The sequence below is a fragment of the Rheinheimera pacifica genome (genome assembly GCF_024809855.1).
Taxonomy (GTDB): Bacteria; Pseudomonadota; Gammaproteobacteria; order Enterobacterales; family Alteromonadaceae; genus Alishewanella; species Alishewanella pacifica_A.
Genome location: NZ_JANUEM010000005.1, coordinates 18,250 through 39,964, shown reverse-complemented (window position 1 = coordinate 39,964; position 21,715 = coordinate 18,250). Strand labels below are relative to the sequence as shown.

The following is a 21,715-nucleotide window of genomic DNA, read 5'->3' as shown; positions in this document are numbered from 1 at the left end:
GCGTTAACCATAGCAAAATCCTGCCAATTTAGCATTAGTGATTATCCGGCTTTAACTTTAGCGCGTCAGACGTTAGAATGGCGCATTGCCGTAAAAGTTATGGCAACAATTCAAGAGGATTGCATGGATAGCATATCCAGCCGGGCCCGTACGGCTTTCAGATGGACATTGAGTTTACGCCTGCTGTCACAGGTATTCACCTGGCTGGCATCTCTGTTAGTTATCCGTCTGCTTACTCCTGCTGATTATGGCATAGTTGCTATTGCTGAAATGGTGCTGATGCTGGCATTGCAATTTGCCAGTGCCGGGCTCGGTGACGTACTGGTGCGGCAAAAGCAGTTGGATGAGCCTTACATCAGAAAAATTCTCTGCTTACTCATGCTGCTAAACGGTGGCCTTGCCATATTGCAGCTCAGTTTTGCCGGCACTGTAGCGGCTTTTTACCAGCAACCCACTTTGCAATATGTGCTGTACGCATCGGCCACGGTGTTTTTGGTTATGCCATGGATCACAGTGTCATCTAACCTGCTTGCCAGAGAAATGAATTTTAAAAGCCGCTCTAAAATTGATTTTGTGGCAACCCTCAGCGGCAGTGCGCTGGCATTGCTGTTAGCCTTTTACGGTTTTGGTTTCTGGTCATTAATACTGTCAAATATTGCGGTGGTATTTATTCGTGCTGTTGGCTATAACGTGGCGCTGCGCCGGTTTTACTTACCTCTGTTTCAGTTCAGCGGCATGCTGCCAGCGTTAAAATTTGGCCTGACACTGATGGCTACCGGCATACTCTTTACTCTGTTTATGAAAGCCGACATTCTGATTGCTGCCAGATTTATTGAGGCAAACCAGTTGGGATATTACGCCGTGGCTATGCATCTGGCATTAATGCCCATGACAAAAGCCATGCCGCTGATTAATGAAGTGGCCTACCCTATGTATGCCGCTATCGGGCATGACAAGCAAAAATATCAGCAGGTATTCTGCTATATGCTGCGTATTATTACATTATTCTGCTTTCCGTTATTTTATGGTTTTGCCGCCACGGCTGATGAACTGGTGCAACTGATACTGGGCCAGCACTGGAGCCATGCCGTGTTGCCATTGCAACTGATACTGCTGACGATACCGCTGCGTATTATTTCAAACCTGTTTACCCCTCTGATGAAAGCACTCGGCTTTCCGTCTACCGGGCTTATTCACGTTAGTTTTTCACTGCTGCTTACTGCTATTGCCATTTATTTTGCCTCCGGTTACGGCATTACTGCAGTGGCGGCGTCCTGGCTTATTACCACCCCGCTGTTTTTTCTGTTTGCGGTATACTTATGCGCTTCGCGCGCTGGCATCAGCAGCATGGCAATTATCGGGGCAGTAATGCCTCCCCTGTTGTTATCCTGCACGATGTTGGGGCTATTGTATGCTATGCAGCAACTGCTATTGGCTGATATGGCAATGCTACTACGGCTGGTGATCATGATAGTGGCTGGCGCAGTGTTTTATGCGCTTGCTCTGCGCTTGTGTTTTAAAGAACGTTTTAACGAAGCCCTGAAATTCAGACTCTGATACAAGGACAGTATTTTGCAGCTTTATTATTTTAAAGACAAAGAAGGTAATTTCGGCGACGATCTTAACCCCTGGTTATGGCAGCAGCTATTCCCGGATTTTTTCCGTGCCGATGCTGCCGAGCTGTTTGTTGGTGTAGGCACCCTGCTAAACCACCGTATTCCACCGGCGCCAGCAGTAACCGTTTTTGGTTCCGGCCACGGTTATGGCCAGTTACCAGCCATTAATGCAAACTGGAAGTTCTATTGTGTCCGCGGCCCGTTAACCGCAAAAGCACTGGGGCTGCCCGCAGAGCTGGCAATTACCGATCCGGCATCTTTATCCGCACAGCTGTATACACCGGCTGTAGAAAAACACTATAAAGTCAGTTTTATGCCGCATTGCGAAAGCGCCCGGTTGGGTGACTGGGAGACAGTATGTCAGCAGGCAGGTATCCACTTTCTTGATCCGAGAAAACCTTTTTTGCAGGTGTTTGACGGAATTCGCCAGACCGAGTTGCTGCTAACAGAAGCGATGCATGGTGCCATACTTGCCGACTCGTTTCGTGTGCCATGGATCCCGGTAAAAGCCTATCCGCATATATCCGAATACAAGTGGCAAGACTGGCTGCAATCGGTACAGCTAACCGCAGACTTTGCCACTATTCCGCCGGTATGGCGCGGCGATGAAACAGCTGAAAAGACTGTGCGGCTGAAAAACATGCTTAAACGCACCCTGCAAAATACACCGCTATGGCGCTCAGATTGGGGAGCACCTCCACCACGCCAGTCTGAGCGGCAACATATTGACCTGGTTGCTGCAAGGCTGGCAGACATTGCCAGGATCACGCCGCCGCACTTGAGCAGCAATACCGTGTTTAATAACAACACTGCCCGCTTGCAGGAAAAGGTACACCAGTTTAAGCAGGACTTTGGTATTTGAGATGGTATCAGACACAGCGAACCCTCTAGTTAGTGTGATTATCCCGTGCTATAACAGTGCTGCGCATATTAGCGAAGCGATTGACAGCGTACTGGCGCAGGATTACAGCAATATCGAAGTCATTGTAGTAGATGATGGCTCAACCGATAACAGCATTGATATTTTGCGCCAGTTTGGTGACAAAATTATCGTGCTGCAGCAGGCTAACCAAGGGCCAGCCGCAGCCCGAAATGCCGGCATGCGTATCGCCAACGGCCAGTTTATTGCGTTTAATGACAGCGATGATTTATGGTTACCCGGTAAATTAACTGCGCAGATCTCTTATTTACAGCAGCATCCTGATATCGGTTTATGCTATTGCGGCTGGGCAATCTGGCATGGTGAAACATCGCTGGAGCAAATCTCCGCTCAACTTGCCAGTACCGGTCCGGCTGATACAACTGAAGATACCTATTACAGTGGTTGGTTATATCTGAAGCTGCTGAAAGATTCAGTTATTCATACCATCACCGCCGTACTGCGCCGGGACGTAATAGACAACATTGGCATGTTTAACACTGAATATCGCATTGGCGAAGATCACGACTTATGGCTGCGGATATCGCAACGATATCAAATGGCCAAGCTGTCGCGAACCTATGCGGTGTACCGCGACAACCCTGACAGCACAACAAAAAAAGTGCACGCGAAAAACTTCAGTTTACTGGTACTTGAGTCCGCTATTGCCAACTACGGTCTGAAGTGTCCTTCGGGTGAGCAAGCATCTCAGCCTGTTGTAAACCATTATCTGGGCGCACGGCATTTTACCTATGGTTATAATGCCATGATGCAAGGCCACCGGGATAAAGCACTGGTATCGTTTAAAGGCTGCATTCGGTACCGTTACCGGTTGGGTAAAGCGATACTGCTCAGCACGATATGTGCCGTACCGCAGCTGTATAAACTGTTTTTGCGTAAAAAAACCGCAACCAGTTAAGTGAAACAATGATTGTTAACTGTGAATAACGTAAGGAATACAACAATGTGGCGCCATGCAGGAACTTACACCTCTACAGCAACTGATGCCGGTGCTATTACACCGCACACCAATATGCTTACCCTTAATGGTACAGGTGCATTGAATACCCTGCATATTTTCAGCCGGCTCCCGTTACAGCTTGCAGAAGATGAACACACGCTGGTGTGCCTGTTGGGCCGGGTAAGGCCATATAATCAGGATTATCTGCCAGACGGTGCCGCGCAATGGTTTCTACAGCTGTATCAGCAACAGCCACATCAGTTTTATCCGCAGATCGCCGGTTTCTTTGTATTGATTATTGCCGACAAACGCCAGGGCACTATCCGGATAGTTAATGACCATGTCGGCGCTGTGCCCTGTTTTATCGACAGCAGGCAGCACGGTACACTGCTGGTCAGCGATAGCCTGTCGTTATTACGCCAGCACAACCCCAGCGTAAACCTGGATACTCAGGCAGTTTATAATTATTTGTATTTTCACTGCATTCCTTCGCCTGATGCGATATATCAGCAGATTAAAAAACTGGAACCGGGCGTCGTCTTTACAATAGGTAATGACGGCAACCTGCACAGCGAAACCTATTATCAGCCGGATTTCACCCCGTCAGCCGAACCGCAGCAGGTATTACAGCAGCAATGTCAGCAACTGATATCCGAAGCCGTTGCGCGTAATATCAGCCCCGACTGCGCCGCCTTTTTAAGTGGCGGGCTGGATAGCTCAACTGTTGCCGGTATGCTGGCAAAGCACAGCGCCAATACCGGTGTCAGTGCCAAAACTTACTCTATTGGTTTTGAAGCCAAAGGTTACGACGAAACAGCCTATGCCCTGATCACAGCGAAGCATTTCGGCACCGAACATAAAGTACATTACCTGCAGCCGGAAGAGATTACACAACATTTCAGTACTGTGGCAGCTGCGTTTAATGAGCCCTTTGGTAATTCTTCTGCCATGGCAGCCTATATCTGCGCCAAAGTAGCAGCAGAAGATGGTATAAAAGTGCTGTTAGCCGGTGACGGCGGTGACGAAATATTTGCCGGTAATGAGCGTTACGTAAAACAAAAAACTTTTGAACATTACCGCGCCCTGCCGGGCTTACTACAATCATCACTGGATTTATGTTTTTACAACATTTATGCGGCGAAATTGCCGGGGCTGAAAAAAGCATATAGCTACATTAATCAGGCCAAAGTTGCCCTACCGGACCGGCTGGACAGCTACAACTTTTTAAACCGGTTTGATATTAAGCAAATGTTTTGTCCGGAATTTATCGCCAGTATTGATAGCCAACTGCCACTACAACAAAAGCAACAGCGTTATAAAGCCTGCCGCTCTGCTGATGCCGTTGACTGCATGATGTATCTGGACTGGAAGTTTACCCTGGCAGATAACGACCTGGTTAAGGTTAGCAGCATGTGCCAATTGGCCGGGGTTGAAGTGCGTTACCCGTTGTTTGAAAAAGAAGTGGTCGATTTTAGCTGCAAAATCAGCGCCGGTGTTAAAGCACCGGGGCAAAAATTGCGTGATTTTTACAAACGCAGTTTTACCGGTTTTCTGCCCAATGCCACCCTAAGCAAAAGCAAACATGGTTTTGGCCTGCCGTTTGGCGTATGGATGAAGCAACAACCTAAACTGCAGCAAATAACAGCAGACAGCCTGGCCTGCCTGAAACAGCGCAATATTATTCAACCAGCCTTTATTGACCAGGCTCTGGCGACCTATCAACAGGGCCATTCAGGTTATTATGGTGAACTGGTATGGATTATGGTTACGCTGGAACTGTGGCTACAACAACATGAGGCCGGTTATGCTGCATAAGATACTGCAAATTACCGGTAAATTACTGGGCCGCAGCAAGCTGAGTATTCTGATTTACCATCAGATACTGGCAAAGCCCGATCCAATGCGGCCAAGCGAACCTACCGCAGAGGTATTCGACTGGCAAATGCGCTTATTACGCGACTATTTTACCCCACTGTCATTACAGGATGCCCTGCAACACCTGCAAAACAATACTTTGCCTGCCAATGCAGTGTGTGTCACTTTTGACGATGGTTATCTGAATAACCTGACAGTAGCCCAGCCCATTCTGGCTAAATACGGCATCCCGGCCACAGTATATGTTGCCACAGCGTTTAGCCAGGGCAGCAATATGTGGAATGACCGGCTGATTTATCTGTTCTCGCAACCTGAGCGCCAGCAACTGCTGCTGGACGATACGCAATTAACCTTAACTGATGCCAAAGACCGGCGCAGTAAAGCACAGCAATGGCTGAAAAAATTAAAATACTTACCTGTCGCGCAGCGGCTGGAAAAAATTGACCAGTTTTATCAGCAAAATAATGCCACTGAGCAAGAGCCACTGATGATGTCACCGGCACAGATAAAACAGCTATCGGATAGTGGTGTTACCATTGGCGCCCACACGGTAAACCACCCTATTTTAAAAGTATTGCCTGAAGCGCAGCAGTTACAGGAAATTCGACAATCCAGGCAGCAACTGGAAAACTGGCTGGGCAAACCCGCACAGCACTTTGCCTACCCTAACGGGGTAAAAGACACCGATTTTGATGACACTACGGTAAAGCTGGTCGCCGAAGCCGGTTTTAGCAGTGCGGTGATTACCAACTGGGGTATTTGCACGGCAGCTACCCCGCCCCATTTGCTAAACCGCTTTACCCCCTGGGATAAAAGCCCGCTGAAATTCCACTGCCGACTAATCCTTAACTATACCAAGCCTGCACATGTCTGACCCGGTTTGCTGGCAAGTAAAGTTGTTTGACAGAAACGATCCGCAGTTTTTTGCGGACTGGACCCTATTAAGTAATAGTTACCATGGCAATAATCAATTACTCGGCACCGAGTTTCTTACCTCATTATTGGCCTATTTTAACCACACACCGTTATACCAGGTGCACGCCATCCGGCAGGGGCAATTGCAATGCCTGATGTTGCTCAAACAGCGGAACAAACTGATTTGGGAATTGTATAAACCCAGCCAGGCTCAGGTTGGCTTGCTGCTTATCAATCCAGCCTTTACACCAGATATAACGGCATTACTGCGGGCATTACCCGGCATAGCAGCCCGTATCGATTTTCTCAGCCTGGATCCGGCAGAACACCAGGCACTTATCAATACTCTGAATGAACAACAGCTGGCATTTTATGCCACCAATATGCAGATAACTCTACAAGACGGCTTTGACAGCTATTGGCAGTTACGCTCAAAAAACCTGCGTAAAAATATGTCGCGCTATGAAAACCGCCTGCAACGCGAAAATACAACTATCGATTTTCGCCAGATCAGTAGCGCGCAGCATATTAAAGCTGCTGTAGATCGCTATGGCATGATCGAGTCTAAAGGCTGGAAAGGTAAACTCGGTACAGCCTTGCACCCCAGTAACCGGCAAGGCCAATTTTACCGTGACTTTTTGTATCAGTTAGCACAGCAGAACAATGCCATGGTTTATGAATACTACATAAAAGACCGGCTCGTTGCTTCCCGGCTTTGCTGCATCAAACACGATATGCTGATTATTCTGAAAACAACTTTTGATGAAGAGTTTAAAAGCTTCGCGCTGGGCCGCCTCTTACTCAAGCAGATCCTGCATACGCTGTTTGACAACAACAGTGTAAAAGTAGTCGATTTTTATACTAATGCTTCAGCAGAACAGCTTGAATGGGCCACCGACACCCGCTCTATTTACAACGGTACCGTGTATGCGGAAAAAATCGCGGGCAAAACGCTGCAATTATTAACCCAGCTCAAGCAAAAACTGAAGAAAAAACCCATTGCAGAGGTAGCAGAGCCATGACAGAGCTCACAGTGCAACCTGGTTCCTCAGCTTTACCGCCGGTATTTGTCAGCGACTACTGGTTCAGTGCTTTTGCTGAGCATGTAAACCATAACAAACACAACTTTAGCCTGCCTTTAACCGGGCAGGCTGGCGTCGCTTTTTTTAGCAGCACCCCAAGCCTGCCGGGCAACAGCCTGAACAGTATGACCAATTACTATTCGCCAATTTTCGGCATTGCTGGGCAGCCTATAGCCACGCCGCCCTGTGCGGCAACGTTGCAACAACACGCCAGCGTATTTTCAGCCTACGATTATATTAATATTTTGCCACTTTACAGCAGCCAGGCGCAGGCATGGTGCCAAAGCTTTGCCAGCTTAGGCTTTAAAGGCTTTATTTACCAACACTCGGTAAACTGGTACGAACCCAATATCACTAGCTTAGCGCAGTACTGGCAACGCCGGCCCAGCCAGCTGAAAAATACGCTGAAACGTAAACAGGAGCTGATGCATAAAGACGGTAACTTCACCGTTAAAATATACAGTGAAGGTTCGGCAGAAATACTGATGCAAGCGCTGATTGATTACCATCAGGTGTATTATCGCAGTTGGAAACGATCTGAGCCCACACCGGCTTTTATCGACAGCATATGCCAGCACAACTGGCAGATTAATACCTTGCGTATTGGCGTCGTTTACTACAATAACGAACCAATAGCGGCACAAATCTGGTTTGTTTATGACAAAACTGCCGCTATTTTCAAGCTCGCTTATAACAACGACTTTACCCGCTTCAGCCCCGGAACAGTGCTGACAGCCGTACTGCTTGAGCATGTAATTTGCAGGGACAACGTTAACACAGTAGATTTTCTTACCGGCAATGACGATTATAAAAAAGACTGGATGTCAGCAAAACGGCCACTTTATGGTATTCAGTTATGCAATATGCGGACATGGCGCGGTAAATTAAGAGCCCTGACAAATTATGCGGGCAATTTTAAGCACAAACCCGCGCCGAAATAATCACACCAGTTTTATCACCCGCCCGCAAAATCAGCTTAATGCTTTAACTATGTGTTGCAGGTGCTGTTTTGACAAAGCCTGGTGCACTGGCAGTTGTACCAAATGCTGTTGGTAGCTGCTGGCAATGCCGGTTGCTGGTGTTGCCAGTTCTTCCCAGCGCAGCACCTGGATCTGTTGCTGCCGTAATCGCGTAAAGCTATTAACGTCATGCAGTAAGAATGGCAGTACGTAAGGAACATCATATTGTGTCAGCGCCGGATATAATACCTGCCCTGCACTGCTGTGCTTAAGCTGCTGTGCAAGATACTGATAATTGTCCCGCCGTTGTCTGCTAATGGCAGCGTAATTACTACGTAACATCAGCCAGCGGCTGGCTCGCAAACAATCGGCTGCTTGCATTGCAGGACGAAAATAACGTAAACCTGCATCAACAGAGCTGCTAAGCGGCCGGTTACCGGAGCGTAGCGCTTTTAATTCTGTTATAAAATCCGGTGCAACCTGTGCAGACCCCTTATAGCCAGGCAGATATAACACGCCGCCATCTGCACTGCCGAGCGTTTTAGTAACACTGCTGACACTGGCGCTGATAGCTGGCGGTTGTGCCTCGCAGGTTTGCCAAAAATGCACCAGACTGTGCGCGTTATCTTCAATTACCCGTTTGTTTGCGGCATACGCCTGCTGAATAAGATCATCAGCATTCTGGCTAAAACCAAAGTAACGCACCACCACCACATGGGTTATCTGCGAGGTAAGTAAGTGGCTAAAAGTAGCCGGATCGGTGCTTAAATCGGCCAACTGCGGATAAAACACAATGTTATAACCGGCATAAATAAATGGCTCAACTAACGCCGGGCAATGATACGCCGGTAACAATACGGTATTTTGCTGTGAGCTCTGCTTTAACTGCAAAGCTGCTGCTGCCAATGCATATCGGGCCCGGCTGAAAGTGCTGACATCGTTAACCGGTAGCACGTTCCGCCGTAAGCTACTACCTGTTAAACTAAAGCCAGGTTGAGCTTTAATCAGCGAAGGCGGGAAATGTTTGGCATCCATCAGCGGAGCAGAAAATTGTACTGACATTGACTCAATCCATGAATTCACACCCGCACTATGCTATAGCAGTAACACTGCACAAACAACATCGCAAATAGTTGTCGTTGCCATAGCTGCGTAAATACAAAAAGTATAAAGATACAGCCTTGGTCATCGTCTCAGCAACGGGTATCATATGGTCTGCTCAGGTTTAAGCACAAGGAAGGCAAAGTGCAACAACACCCCCTTAGTACCGGTTTTATTCAACTACAGCAGCGGCAGTTATTTCTTCGCGCCGTGCAAGGCAGTACCGACAACCGCCATGCCATTTTGGTTATTCCGCCTTTTGCCGAAGAAATGAATAAATGCCGCCATTTAATCAATGCAGCTATGCGCCAACTGGCCACCGCCGGTTATGGCTGCTTTATGCTGGACAACTATGGCACCGGCGACAGCGAAGGTGATTTGGATCAGGCCAGTACAGATACCTGGCGCGATGATCTCTACCAGCTATTGCTGCTGTTACAGCAACAGGGTTACCAAAGCGTCAGCTTTATTGCCGTACGCTTTGGTGTATTACAACTGTTCGACTTGCTAAATAAACACCCTTTACCCTTGCCAGTGCAACAACTGGTGTTATGGCAGCCAGTATTTGATGTCAGTAAATTCTGGCAACAGTTTGTACGCTTAAAAGTGGCAGAAGCCATGGCTGTCGGCAATAAAACCAGCCAGAAAGAGCTGGAGCTACAGCTAACAGGTGGCACCAATATTGAAATTGCCGGTTACCCGATAAGCCCGCTGTTTTATCACAGCCTGCTGAATATCAATAGCAACTTTCCGACGCAGTTAAACAACGTTAATCTACACTGGCTGGAAACCTCGCAACTGGACACCATAGCCTTGCCGGTACAAAAAATGCGTGAACAATTACAACAACACTGCCAGCTAAACTATACCCAGCTAAAAACCGAGCCCTATTGGCAAACAGCCGAACTGGCCAGTGCAGAACAGCTCATTACCCTGACACTACAGCACTTAACTGAAGGCTCGCAGCATGACTGAACACTATCTCAGCCTGGCAGGCACCGGTTATCAGCTAAGTGCCATTTTGCATCAGGCCACAGCAACAACCGGCGTGTTATTGATTGTGGGCGGGCCACAATACCGTGTTGGCAGCCACAGGCAGTTTGTTAAGCTAAGCCGCTATCTGGCCGCGCACAGCATTCCCTCAATGCGGTTGGATACTGCCGGTATGGGCGACAGCAGCGGCAGCAAAGCCGCATTTTACCAGCAAACAGCAGATATAGAGCTGGCGATTGATGCGTTTTTTCAGCAGTGCCCGCATCTGACACAAGTGGTACTGTGGGGCCTTTGCGATGCTGCCAGTGCCATTTTGATTAAACTCAACCGGCCCGATCCACGCATCAGTGGCGTAATACTGCTAAACCCCTGGGTACGCCAGCAAAAAAGCCATGCCAAAACCATGTTAAAGCACTATTACTTAAAGCGTCTGCTAAGCCGGCAATTTTGGCATAAGGCGCTTAGTGGCGGTTTGGCACTACGGCGCAGCCTGGGCTCGTTCTGGCAAACACTACAGGCCAGCAAAACCCACACTGATGCAACGCCTGCCCAGCTTACAGTAACAGAGCAAAACTATGTTGCAGCTATGCTTAGCGGCTGGCAACAATTTAACGGTAAAGTATTACTGATCAGTAGTGGTAACGATTTAACCGCACAGGAGTTTTTGCAACTGTGTGCCGACACCCCGGCCTGGGGCAAGTGTTTGCAGGCGGCCGGGCACTGTCATATCAGCGATGCCAGCCATACCTTCTCTACAGCGCTCTGGCGCGAGCAGGTTGAGCAGCAAAGCTATAATTTTGTGCAGACTATAAATTAAGAACTGGTAACACTGTTTGGCTAAATAGCACCAGGGAGCAGGATGCTTATGCACAGCAATAACAACAACTCCGCTTTGCACAAATGGTTGCTGCTGGTTTGTTTGCTATATCTGGCTTTTATTATTTACGGTAGCCTGGTGCCGTTGCATTATGTCGCCCTGCCGTTTGACGAAGCGGTAGAGCAATTTTGGCATATTCCCTATCTGCAGCTTGGCATACGATCAAGAGCAGACTGGGTAGCCAATATTCTGCTGTTTATCCCGCTCGCCTTTTTACTTTGTGCGCTTAGTTTCCGCCCAGCAGCAACACTAAACCGGTTTTTGGCTGTCGCTATCTGGTTGTTTTGTGCTGCTTTGGCCATCAGTATAGAATTTACCCAGCTGTATTTCCCCCAGCGAACAGTGTCCATCAACGACATTATTGCTGAAGCCTCCGGTGCCATGCTGGGTATCATTCTGTACTACTATAGAGGCCATCAGTTAAAACAGTTTTTGGCTTCGCTGCCACTTATTCGCGGCCAGGCGTCAGTTGTTACCTATCTGCTGATTGGTTACATTGCCATTTTTATCCTGTACAACCTGTTACCGCTGGATCTCACCCTAAGCCCGGTCGAGTTGTATAAGAAATGGCGTGAAGGCCGCATTGTGTTACTGCCATTTTCCGGTTACCGCGGTTCAACTGCTGAAATTACCTATGCGGTATTAAGCGATATTCTGCTTTGGTGCCCTATCGCCGTGCTGCTTTATCTGCAACAGCAACAGGCTGGCATCCGGCTATATAGCAAGGTGTTGTTACTGGCGCTGCTGCTGGAGTTTTGCCAGCTTTTTGTTTACAGCAGGGTTACTGATATCAGTGATGTGCTTTGTGCCTTAATAGCCGCCTGGTTAAGCACCACATTATTGCTCCTGTGGCAGCAAAAGCCCGCCATTAAAACAAACTCTACCGCAGTACAGCTTAAATACGGCTTGTTGTGGAGCCTGGCGATACTGGCTTACAGCTTGTTTGTTTTAATCATATTCTGGTATCCATTTAACTTTAATTTCGACTGGGCTTTTATCAACCAAAGGTGGCAAGTTGCGCAAGGTAAAGTGCTGCTGGAGTCGCTGTACTTTGGCACTGAGTACCGTGCAATAACTGCACTGTTGCAAAAGCTACTGGCGTTTTTCCCGCTTGGAGTAATGCTGGCACTGTTTCAACGCAAGTTATCGCTGCGCTGGCAGCAACAAAGCTTGCAGATTGCAGGCAGCATTTATGTGATTGGCCTGGCATTATTATGCGAAACCATGCAACTGGCTTTGCCCGGTAAAACCGTGGATATTACCGACGCCATACTGCAAATTGGTGGCGCTGCAGCAGGTTTTGGTTTTACAATTTTTTTCACTAACCGTCTGCAGCAACAAAATACTCCAGCAGCTTCTCTGCCCGAAGCCGCATTAACAGGCATATCAGCTGTGCCAGCCGCTAAAAAAGTGGTAACAGGGCTTTATATCAGGCTGGCGGCCCATTTAGCGGTATCTATACTGGCCATGTTTTTATTAAGCAGGGTCCCGGCGTTACCGTACAACCTGCGTGAACTGTTAAGTGATAACTTCAGCGCTATTGTGGGCTTATGCCTGATGCTGTACCTGCTGGCTTTACCCGCTGCTTTTACCTTTAACACCTACGCCCGTTTTATTCTTTGGGCGCCACTACTGTGTCTGGTGCAGGGCATTGTTATATTCTGGCTGCTCTATGCCACTGTGCCGACAGAATCACTGTATGACATTGTTGGTGCACCGGTGACAATGCTGCCACAGGCCATTGAGCTAATGCTGCGTTTTAGCGGCTTTTTCTGCCTGATCCAGTTTAACTGCATGGCGGCATTGCAGCTTATTTATAGCCGTAACAAAGTAACTGCTACCATTTTATGGCTGGGTGCCAATGTCGCTATGGCTCTGCTGTGGTATGTCGTAGTCGTAAAGCTGGCAGCAACTGACAATATTGTTGAGCTACTGGCAGACGGAGGCAGCCTGGCTGCCATAACAGCACTTACCGCCTGGCTGATGCTGTTATTCAGTGTCGCTGCTTATTTAGCTCAGCAGTGCAGCGCCCCGGTACACACCCGCTGGAAATATATACCGCTACTTATCTTATTTGTGCTGCCACTGTCCTGGTGGCTGCTGCAAAATGCCACTGAAAGTGTTATCGTTAAATACCAGCAAGCTTACTCAGCGTTACAATTTTTGCTCAGCACGGACAGAACCCAGTATGCCGCTCCGCTGCAATTATTTATACGCTACAGCCTGGCTTTTATCACACTGATTGGGCTGTTGTGTTGGTTTTTTATTCCGGCCATAGCGCTGCGGCGCAATATAAAATTTTCGGGTTCAGGGGCTTAACCATTCCATGCTAAATAGGTTATCGCGCTATTTTTTGCGCAGCATATTGTTGTTGGCAGTACTTACCGTAGCGTTGTTTTTTCTGATCACGTCAAAACCGGTATCATCACAGCGCACTATAGAAGCCAGCGACGTTACCACAGCGCAGCGTGTGCTGTCAGACACGGTGCAACATCTGGCCCAGCACAATGGCAATATAAAACTGGTTTTTGAACAGAAACAGTTAGATGCGTTAATGAACGTAGCCAGCTATGCCCTGCCTCAAGTCGAATTTAGCGGCATACTTAATCCGTTTGGCGTAGCGTTGCATGCTCAGGCAAACCTGCCGCTAAACTGGCCCAGGCGCGGTGTTCAGATGTCTTGCCTGTTTATGCCCTCAGACAAAGGCTTCGCAATTGAACACTGTAAACTGGGCGCAATAACCTTACCGGGCTGGATTGCTAACCCGCTGCTCAGGCTGATAGTGCGCTCTGTCATTGCTGAACCGGCAGATCAACAGCTGCTGGCATTGTTTGCCAGAGGCGAGCTGATAAATAACCGCCTGCACTTTGAAGCTACCAATGCCAGCCCGATTAAACTAAGCCTGCATCCGCAAATTTACCGGCCTTTTGGTTTTGGCGCGGATCAAGGCGCTGCAGCGGCAGATATTGAATTTTACCTGCAGCAGTTAAAACAGCTACAGCGCCAGCATAAACGCGAGCGCAGACTGGCATTTTTTGCCCATGAACTGTTGCAGGTAGCAGCAAACCGTGCTGACAACAGCAATTTAGAAACCGAGTATAAAAACGCGCTATGGGCTTTGGCCGTAGCATTTGCCAGCAAAAGATTTATTTATTACGCCAACCCGGGCGTAAAACTACATCAGGTACCGAATATGCCCCCTATGCTGCTAAATGGCCGGCGCGATCTTACTCTGCACTTTCTGTATTCAGCCGTGCTGCAAATGTTGGGCAATACTCAGCTATCACAGCAAATTGGCAATCTGAAAGAAATTATGGATGCAGACAGAGACAGCGGCGGCTCAGGCTTTAGTTTTGTCGATCTGGCAGCTGACAGAGCAGGCACCCACTTTGCTGAGCATCTGCCATCAATAACGCCACAACAGTTAAACCGGTTTAACAGCCTGACCTTTGAACAAGCGATAATGCCGCCAACACAGGATTTGCCAGAAGGTTTAACTGAACAGCAATTACAACAACAACTTGGTGGCTACAACGGTGCCGGCTTTAAACAACTGGAGCAGGAAATTACCGGGCGCGTTAACGCATTAAAGCTGTATAACAGCCAGTAATAACAGACTGTTAATTAGAAATCGTCGCGATAATAACGCCCGGAATTAAACTGCTGCACAATATTTTTTATCCGCAACTGCACATCGTCAGGCAGTTGTTTACGCCATTTATAAGCAGATTGCAGCGGGTCTTTAGTGGTGCTGTAATAAGCACTGTTGTCGCTGCCATGAACCGACTGCGCCAGATATTGCAGACATTGTTGATCAGCTTTTAAGCCACAAAATGCCAGGCACTGCTGAAATACCTCTTGTGGTTTTTTACATAAGTTCTCATACACCAGCACCATATTGCTGCTATCACCAGCACATTGCGCAAGCGCAAAATCATTAATAATGCCCCAGCGTACGGCCAGCCGCTCTTCTTTACTCATCTGCTTTAAGCTATCCAGACTAAAGCGCTGCTCGCCGCTTTGCTGCAGTAATTTGCTGTACAGATCCCAGTCTTCCCAAATTGGCAAGCCACCATCAAACAAACCAGCGTCCTGCCCTTTTAACGTAGAAGCAATATGGCCACACGGATGGCGCAATATATGAATACTGCGACCTGGTACCAGTTGCTTGATAGCGGCCATACGGCCAAGCGACTCGATTGACTTCCAGACAATTTGCTGCTGTGCAGATTGTAACCGTAACGGCTCAATAAACTGCCGCATACCTAAGCGGCCGGTTATTTTAGTAGCATAAGCACTGCCCAGAAACAGTAACCAGCTAAATGGGTTAAGGTAGTCTTTGGCAAAAAACGGCCGCGAGGCAATCACCTTTTCGGCTTTACTGGCAAACCATAACTCAAGTTGTGATTGCAGCGGATACTGTGTGGCGTCGTCTGCCTTTAGCAATAACGGAATAGCCATATTGGGCTGCACACTGTCTGGCTCATGCAAATAGTATGTCTGGCGCTGCGCATCAAACAGTTTACCAAGCCAGGTAGTACCTGAACGGGGCATGCCAAATAACAAAATACAGTGTTTACCCGTCATTAAAATATCCTTATTAGCCGGTTATATTGCCTGGTATCTACACCAGAACAACTGGTTGTTCAAAACTGAAAATAAATAAAAGGCGCTTCGCCCGACCCCAGCATAAGCATACTGTAAAGTAACAGCACTATAACGGAGGCCTGTAACAGTTGTGGAGTGGTCAGATAACGCTGTTGCCATAACGCTATATAATGCTGTGGGATCATATGCAATATTACGGCTACCAGTAACGCAACCGCGCCAGCAGCAGTAAGGTGAAATGATAACGCCGTGTTATGCCAGATAGCTTGCAGGTAACCACCGGCATGAGACAGATCCTCAGCCCTGAACATTACCCTTAGCAAACATACCAGGAAAAAGGTTCTCAGCACTGCCAGCGCCCAGCGCCAGCCTGTCTGCCTGCCAAACCAACCGTAGTTACGCATATAGCGCTCAAACGCAACCAGCACACCATGACACAACCCATACAGCAGAAAATTCCAGCCAGCGCCGTGCCATACCCCAATGGCAACAAAGGTTAACACCAAATTTACATAAACATTGCCGTGTTTACTACCACCCAGCCCGTGATAAAGGTAGTCGCGAAAGAACGACGACATTGAAATATGCCAACGCTGCCAGAAATTAGAAATACTGTCGGCCAGATAAGGCCGGTTAAAATTCACCGGCAACTGATAACCCAATAAACGGGCGCAGCCTCTGGCAATGTCGGTGTAAGCCGAGAAATCCAGGTACACCTGAAAACTGTAGCCAATTAATGCCAATACTAAAAACGCAGACGACTGGTTAGCATAGTCAGCAAAGGCTGGGTCTACCAGATGCAGCGCCAGCACATCTGCCAGCAATACTTTTTTGATCAGGCCACGGATAATAAGCAGCACACCTTCCTGCTGCGCAGCATTGTCGGCACAAGTATGTTGGGCCAGTTGCGGCAGGAAATAACTGGCCCGTACTATTGGCCCGGCAACCAGCTGCGGAAAAAACGACACAAACAACGCAAAATCAGCCAGTGAGTCAACGGGTGCCAACTGCCGCCGGTAAATATCTATCGTGTATGACAGCGCCTGAAAGGTGTAAAACGAGATCCCCACCGGCAAAATAATATGCAGGATATTAATATGCGATGACATCCCCAGCATGGAGGCGACAGCATCCAGGTTAGTGAGAAAGAAATTAAAATACTTAAACAGCCCCAGCACACCCAAACTAAACAACAGCGATACCGCCAGCCAGATTTTGGGCCTTGCCGAGTAGTACATTAACCGGCCACAATAGAAATTAACGGCCGTCATGGCAAATAGTAAGGCACCAAAACGCCAATCCCAGCTCATGTAAAACCAGTAACTGGCCAGCAACAACAACATTTTCTTTTGGCCATTATGTTGAATAAGCCGCAGCAAAATAACCAAAGCAATTAAAAACACATAGAAATGAAATGACGTAAAACTCATGGCGCCACCTGCCGTGTGTTTTTTAACGCCTGTGCCAGAGCTGCGGCAATGGCCTGCTCACCCTTTGCCGAAAAATGCACACTGTCGGTAAAGTATTTGCGCCCGCCAGGCACCTGCCCCGACAAACTGACATAATGCACACCGGCAAACTCAGCCGCTACTTGCTGTTGCACCCGGTTGTACTGTTCAAATACTTCAGAAAACTGCCCGACTGTTAAACAAGGCGTGTAATAAAGTGCTGAAGCGGCCAGTTGCTGCTGTAGCTGCAATGGCTGTTCGCTGCGAAAAGAGCGCAAATTTTCAGCAAACAGTATCGTTTTTACCAGTCTCTGCTGTGCCAGAACGACTATCTGTCGCAGCGAAGCAGCATATTGCTGCAGGTAAGGGACAAGATCGGGCATCGGCGAATATTTGTAGGGCACATAACGTAAATTTGTACTGTTTTTCAACAGCAAATCCACGCTTAATAACCATTTTGGCGCCTGTAACTGTGGTAAAGCGTAACTTTTAGCCGTGCGGTTTCGCTGACACAAACGGCCCACATCGTTACTCAAACCGGAATACAGAATTAACACATCTTCAGACAACCCCGCCAGTTGCTCTGCATACAGCAAATACTGACTGCTGATGTCGTTTCCCGGTATACCGGCATTAATGACCTCAAGCGGTATATCACTACTGATGCGTTGTAATATCGCCGGGAAAGTATCAGCGTTAGTCGCTGCATAGGCGCCATAAGTGCTGGAGGCTCCCAGTGCAATCACTCTGACAGTGCCGTTTACTTTCGGCTCTATAGCCGCAGAACGCAGCCCCAGTTGGTTACTTTGTACTTTAATACTGCTGCCGGCAAACTCAATATCCGGCGCCAGCAGCTGATAACCATTGCGCTGCACAAACAATGAGCCTTGCGCGCCTTTATCAGCATAGGCCGTGGTAAAAATACTGTTGCCAAACTTCAGCTGCGCCCTGAGTTGTAATAACAACTCCATCAGCATAAATAAAATCAGGGCCAGCAATAACGTTTTCCATATCTGACTATCCTTAGCCATGTTAACGCTCTCTGCTTAGTGGTTATCCCATCACAGTAAAATCTCTGCCACTGCGGCATGGCCAAGAAAGTCCTGTGGGCTTGCAGTAGGCCCGTAAGCCCCGGACTGGTACACCACTATCCAGTCTCCGATGTCAGCCTGTGGCAGGCTGACCTTATCTGCCAGTATATCCAGTGGTGTGCATAAAGGCCCAACCACTGTTACCGGTTCAACGACAGCTTGCTGCATTTTATTACCAAGCGCCACCGGGTAGTTTTTGCGAATTACCTGACCAAAATTGCCGGAGTTAGCCAGATGATGATGTAAACCACCGTTACACACCAGATAAGTTGTGCCACGGGACACTTTTTTATCAACCACCTGACAAGCATAAACACCAGCTTCTGCCACCAGATAACGGCCAAGCTCAATCACCAGCTCAATACCGGCAAGCGCTTGTTCGTGTTGCTGTAATAGCTGCGTAAGCGATAAACCAATAGGCTGTAAATCAAGCCGTTTTTCACCGGGAAAATAAGGAATGCCAAAACCGCCACCCAAATTGATTAAATCCGGCCGGTATGGGCAAGCGGCAACCAGTTTAGCCGCCAGAGCAAATGTAAGCTGATGGGCTTCGGTCAGTGCTTCGGTTTTTAGATTCTGCGAGCCACAAAAAATATGAAAACCGCGCAACTTAACCGGCATGGCGGCTATCTGTGTCAGCAATTCAAATACTTGTTCTTCATCAATACCAAAAGGCTTAGCACCGCCAGCCATTTTCATACCTGACGCTTTAAGTTCAAACGCCGGGTTAACCCGCAGAGCCACCTGCGGTGTGACCTGATGCTGTTCGCCTAAGCGGCAAATACGCCGCAACTCAGTGGCTGACTCTACATTCAGCGTTACACCTGCTGTAATAGCCGAGGCCAGCTCAGTATCAGTTTTACCAGGCCCGGCAAAGCTGATATCGGCTACCGGCATACCGCTTTGTATCGCCAGCAGCATTTCTTTTTGCGAGGCAACATCAAAACCGTCTACTAAAGGGCGCATATGTTGCACAACAGGCCCGTAAGGGTTGGCTTTTACCGCATAGTGCAGCTTAATTCTGCCAGGAATTGCTTCCCTGAAACGTTGGATCTGCCGGTTAATTACCTGGCGGTCATAAGCATAAAACACGGCTTTGCCAAGCAGAGTACTGATGGCATTAAGGCTGAACCCACCCAGCAACAGGTTATCGCCCTGACAGCTAAATTGCGACATAAGCTCATGCTGTGGTGCCTGAGGTTTTGTTTCGGTATTCAGGGTACTACTCATCTGGATGCCTCACTAAAATAACCCCGGTACTGCTCTGATAATAGCTTACGGTCAATTTTACCATTGGCATTTTTTGGTAAACCCACCTGCAAAATTAACGCTTTGGGCTGCATAAAATTAGGCAAATTACGTTTTAGCTGAGTTGTCCAGTTGGCAATATCAGGCTCACTACCCTCTTTACAGGCAAATAACACCAAAATTGCCTGCTCAAGTTCCGGGTGTGGCACCCCAATGGCAGCAACATCAACCAGTGCCGGGCTAAGTTGGTAAACAGCCTCTTCTACTTCTGTTGGGCTTACCCGGTAGCCAGAGGTTTTAATCATTTCATCGCGCCGGCCAATAAAATACAAAAAGCCGTCTTCGTCATAGCGCACCGTATCACCAGACCACACCGCAAGTTGAGGTAGCTGAATGCCTTTGGGCGCTACAGGGTCAAACTTAAAACGTTCTGCTGTTTTATCCGGGGCATTCCAGTAACCCATGCTCACCAGTGGCCCGCGATGCACCAGCTCTCCCGGCTCATTGGGGGCACAGATACTGCCATCTTCCCGCACTACAACAATCTCAGCATTCGGAATAGCTTTGCCCATAGAGCCAGGCCGTCTTTCCAGTTCAGCTGGCGGTAAATAAGTAGAACGAAATGCCTCGGTTAAGCCATACATTAAATAAGGTTCTGCCTTATTAAATAACTGTTGCAACTGCTGCAGTAAGGCTTGTGGCATAGCACCACCAGAGTTAGTCAGATAGCGCACGGTGTCAGTGCTGCCTTCAACCCAATTAGCTTTGGCCAGTTGCGCCCACAACGGCGGTACCGCAGCAATACCTGTTACGCCGAACTGCTGCACTGTGCGTACGACATCCTGCACCAGAAAAAAATCCAGTAACACGACACTGGCGCCGGTTAAAAATGCGGTAGTTAGCTGGCTTAGGCCGTAATCAAAACTCAGAGGTAACAATGCCAGTAAAACATCATCGGGTGTGTTATTCAGATAGCTTGATACGCTTTGCGCACCTACCAGCATATTACGATGTGACAGCACCACCCCTTTGGGTTTACCGGTACTGCCCGAGGTGTACAAAATAGCGGCCATATCCTGATCGGTTGCATGCGGATATAACTGCAGTGTTCTGTGGCTGACATCAGCATAGAATGACTTTAACTGAATATGCGCCAGAGGGTTCATATCTTCAGCAACGTCCGTTAACAGCACCGTATGCAAATCACTGCACATATGCAGCTCTTCTTCTAACGTTGCCAACCGGTCTTTACTGGTAATCAGCACCCGGACATTACAATCCTGCAGGATATGAGCAACCTGCGCCGCCTTTAAACCCGGATTCACCGGCACAAATACCGCACCGGCCATAGCACAGCCAAACAGGCTGAACACGGTTTCAAATTGTTTGGGCAGGTACACCGCAACCCGGTCAAAACGCTGAATATCCTGCGCTTGCAACTGCATAGCAGTTGTTGTTACGCCTGAAGCAAGTTCAGCATAAGTTAAGGCGGTATTTTTAAAGTACAGTGCAGGTCGTTTAGGAAAACGCGCAGCAGACTGGGTAACGATATCGTGGAGATTTTTGGTCATAGTATCCTTCAGACCTTTCACTTTTTATCCCTTTGTGTGCAATAATAAAACAGTTTTGCGGAAAATCCGACTGTAATTTATCTACTCCGTGTAGTTTAACCGCAGCGGCACCTTTTACGCAAATCAGGGAACTACCTGTTATTTTAAGGAAGCATTATGCCACACCAGCAACTTCTCGCTGATATCTTACGCGCCGTCTTGCAAATAGATAAACAATTTAATGACGATACCCCCTTGCTGGGTGCGATTCCTGAGTTTGATTCTATGGCAGTTATTGCTGTAATAACCGAACTGGAAGAGCAACTGGGTATCCAGATTAATGATGATGAAATATCCGCCGACGTGTTTGAAAACTTTGGCCAGTTAAGTAAATTCGTCACTCAAAAACAAGCTGCCTGACATCGCATTATGCCTTATATGGTACAGCGTCAGACAGTAAAACCTCAGGTAT

General features: G+C 48.0%; 18 protein-coding genes. 12 read left to right on the top strand and 6 right to left on the bottom strand.

The features are described from left to right. The first annotated feature begins 123 nt into the window (after positions 1-123). Genes M2404_RS08785 through M2404_RS08755 form a run of 7 tightly spaced genes read left to right on the top strand, consistent with a single transcriptional unit; the run spans position 124 to position 8,309 of the window. The gene (locus tag M2404_RS08785) at positions 124-1,557 is read left to right on the top strand and encodes a lipopolysaccharide biosynthesis protein (RefSeq protein WP_259239355.1); all 1,434 of its coding nucleotides are present in this window, start codon (positions 124-126) and stop codon (positions 1,555-1,557) included. Positions 1,558-1,572: 15 nt separating this feature from the next. Continuing rightward, positions 1,573-2,478, top strand: a complete 906-nt coding sequence (locus M2404_RS08780) for a polysaccharide pyruvyl transferase family protein (RefSeq protein WP_259239354.1) — start codon at positions 1,573-1,575, stop codon at positions 2,476-2,478. Position 2,479: 1 nt separating this feature from the next. Next, a complete protein-coding gene (locus M2404_RS08775) occupies positions 2,480-3,454 on the top strand; it encodes a glycosyltransferase family 2 protein (RefSeq protein WP_259239353.1) in 975 nt (324 codons plus the stop codon). A 45-nt stretch (positions 3,455-3,499) separates the two neighbouring features. Next, positions 3,500-5,311, top strand: a complete 1,812-nt coding sequence (locus M2404_RS08770) for an asparagine synthetase B family protein (protein WP_259239352.1) — start codon at positions 3,500-3,502, stop codon at positions 5,309-5,311. Continuing rightward, on the top strand, positions 5,301-6,245 hold the full coding sequence (locus M2404_RS08765) for a polysaccharide deacetylase family protein (RefSeq protein WP_259239351.1): 945 nt from the start codon (positions 5,301-5,303) through the stop codon (positions 6,243-6,245). The genes M2404_RS08770 and M2404_RS08765 overlap by 11 nt, the downstream gene beginning before the upstream one ends. 22 nt (positions 6,246-6,267) lie before the next feature. After that, positions 6,268-7,308, top strand: coding sequence for a GNAT family N-acetyltransferase (locus M2404_RS08760; RefSeq protein WP_259239350.1), 1,041 nt, complete (start codon positions 6,268-6,270; stop codon positions 7,306-7,308). Further along, the gene (locus tag M2404_RS08755) at positions 7,305-8,309 is read left to right on the top strand and encodes a GNAT family N-acetyltransferase (protein ID WP_259239349.1); all 1,005 of its coding nucleotides are present in this window, start codon (positions 7,305-7,307) and stop codon (positions 8,307-8,309) included. Before M2404_RS08760 ends, M2404_RS08755 begins: the two co-directional genes overlap by 4 nt. A gap of 30 nt (positions 8,310-8,339) precedes the next feature. Here M2404_RS08755 and M2404_RS08750 read toward each other — a convergent pair whose 3' ends face one another. Then, positions 8,340-9,389 carry a DegT/DnrJ/EryC1/StrS family aminotransferase gene (locus M2404_RS08750; RefSeq protein WP_259239348.1) on the bottom strand — a complete coding sequence of 350 codons (1,050 nt, stop codon included), beginning with the start codon at positions 9,387-9,389 and terminating at the stop codon, positions 8,340-8,342. 183 nt (positions 9,390-9,572) lie between these two features. Here M2404_RS08750 and M2404_RS08745 point away from each other — a divergent pair, with 183 nt between their 5' ends. The 4 genes from M2404_RS08745 to M2404_RS08730 are packed head-to-tail and all read left to right on the top strand — an operon-like array spanning position 9,573 to position 14,908. Then, positions 9,573-10,403 carry a serine aminopeptidase domain-containing protein gene (locus M2404_RS08745; RefSeq protein WP_259239347.1) on the top strand — a complete coding sequence of 277 codons (831 nt, stop codon included), beginning with the start codon at positions 9,573-9,575 and terminating at the stop codon, positions 10,401-10,403. Next, positions 10,396-11,238, top strand: coding sequence for a hydrolase 1, exosortase A system-associated (locus M2404_RS08740; RefSeq protein WP_259239346.1), 843 nt, complete (start codon positions 10,396-10,398; stop codon positions 11,236-11,238). The genes M2404_RS08745 and M2404_RS08740 overlap by 8 nt, the downstream gene beginning before the upstream one ends. A gap of 48 nt (positions 11,239-11,286) precedes the next feature. Then, on the top strand, positions 11,287-13,617 hold the full coding sequence (locus tag M2404_RS08735; RefSeq protein WP_259239345.1) for a VanZ family protein: 2,331 nt from the start codon (positions 11,287-11,289) through the stop codon (positions 13,615-13,617). Positions 13,618-13,624: 7 nt separating this feature from the next. Further along, positions 13,625-14,908 (top strand): hypothetical protein, encoded by a 1,284-nt coding sequence (locus M2404_RS08730; RefSeq protein WP_259239344.1) that lies wholly within the window; start codon positions 13,625-13,627, stop codon positions 14,906-14,908. A 14-nt stretch (positions 14,909-14,922) separates the two neighbouring features. On the opposite strand, the gene M2404_RS08725 is transcribed toward M2404_RS08730, so the two are convergent. The 5 genes from M2404_RS08725 to M2404_RS08705 are packed head-to-tail and all read right to left on the bottom strand — an operon-like array spanning position 14,923 to position 21,264. Beyond that, positions 14,923-15,885, bottom strand: coding sequence for a sulfotransferase (locus tag M2404_RS08725; protein WP_259239343.1), 963 nt, complete (start codon positions 15,883-15,885; stop codon positions 14,923-14,925). A gap of 59 nt (positions 15,886-15,944) precedes the next feature. Continuing rightward, a complete protein-coding gene (locus M2404_RS08720; RefSeq protein WP_259239342.1) occupies positions 15,945-17,336 on the bottom strand; it encodes an MBOAT family O-acyltransferase in 1,392 nt (463 codons plus the stop codon). Then, positions 17,333-18,385 carry an SGNH/GDSL hydrolase family protein gene (locus M2404_RS08715; protein ID WP_259239341.1) on the bottom strand — a complete coding sequence of 351 codons (1,053 nt, stop codon included), beginning with the start codon at positions 18,383-18,385 and terminating at the stop codon, positions 17,333-17,335. The genes M2404_RS08720 and M2404_RS08715 overlap by 4 nt, the downstream gene beginning before the upstream one ends. A 30-nt stretch (positions 18,386-18,415) precedes the next feature. Next, positions 18,416-19,675, bottom strand: coding sequence for a pyridoxal-dependent decarboxylase, exosortase A system-associated (locus M2404_RS08710; protein ID WP_259239340.1), 1,260 nt, complete (start codon positions 19,673-19,675; stop codon positions 18,416-18,418). After that, positions 19,672-21,264: an acyl-CoA ligase (AMP-forming), exosortase A system-associated gene (locus tag M2404_RS08705; RefSeq protein ID WP_259239339.1), complete on the bottom strand. Its 1,593-nt coding sequence runs from the start codon at positions 21,262-21,264 to the stop codon at positions 19,672-19,674. Before M2404_RS08705 ends, M2404_RS08710 begins: the two co-directional genes overlap by 4 nt. A 156-nt stretch (positions 21,265-21,420) precedes the next feature. Between M2404_RS08705 and M2404_RS08700 the strand changes: the two genes are divergently transcribed. Further along, on the top strand, positions 21,421-21,663 hold the full coding sequence (locus M2404_RS08700) for an acyl carrier protein (protein WP_259239338.1): 243 nt from the start codon (positions 21,421-21,423) through the stop codon (positions 21,661-21,663). Positions 21,664-21,715 lie beyond the last annotated feature (52 nt).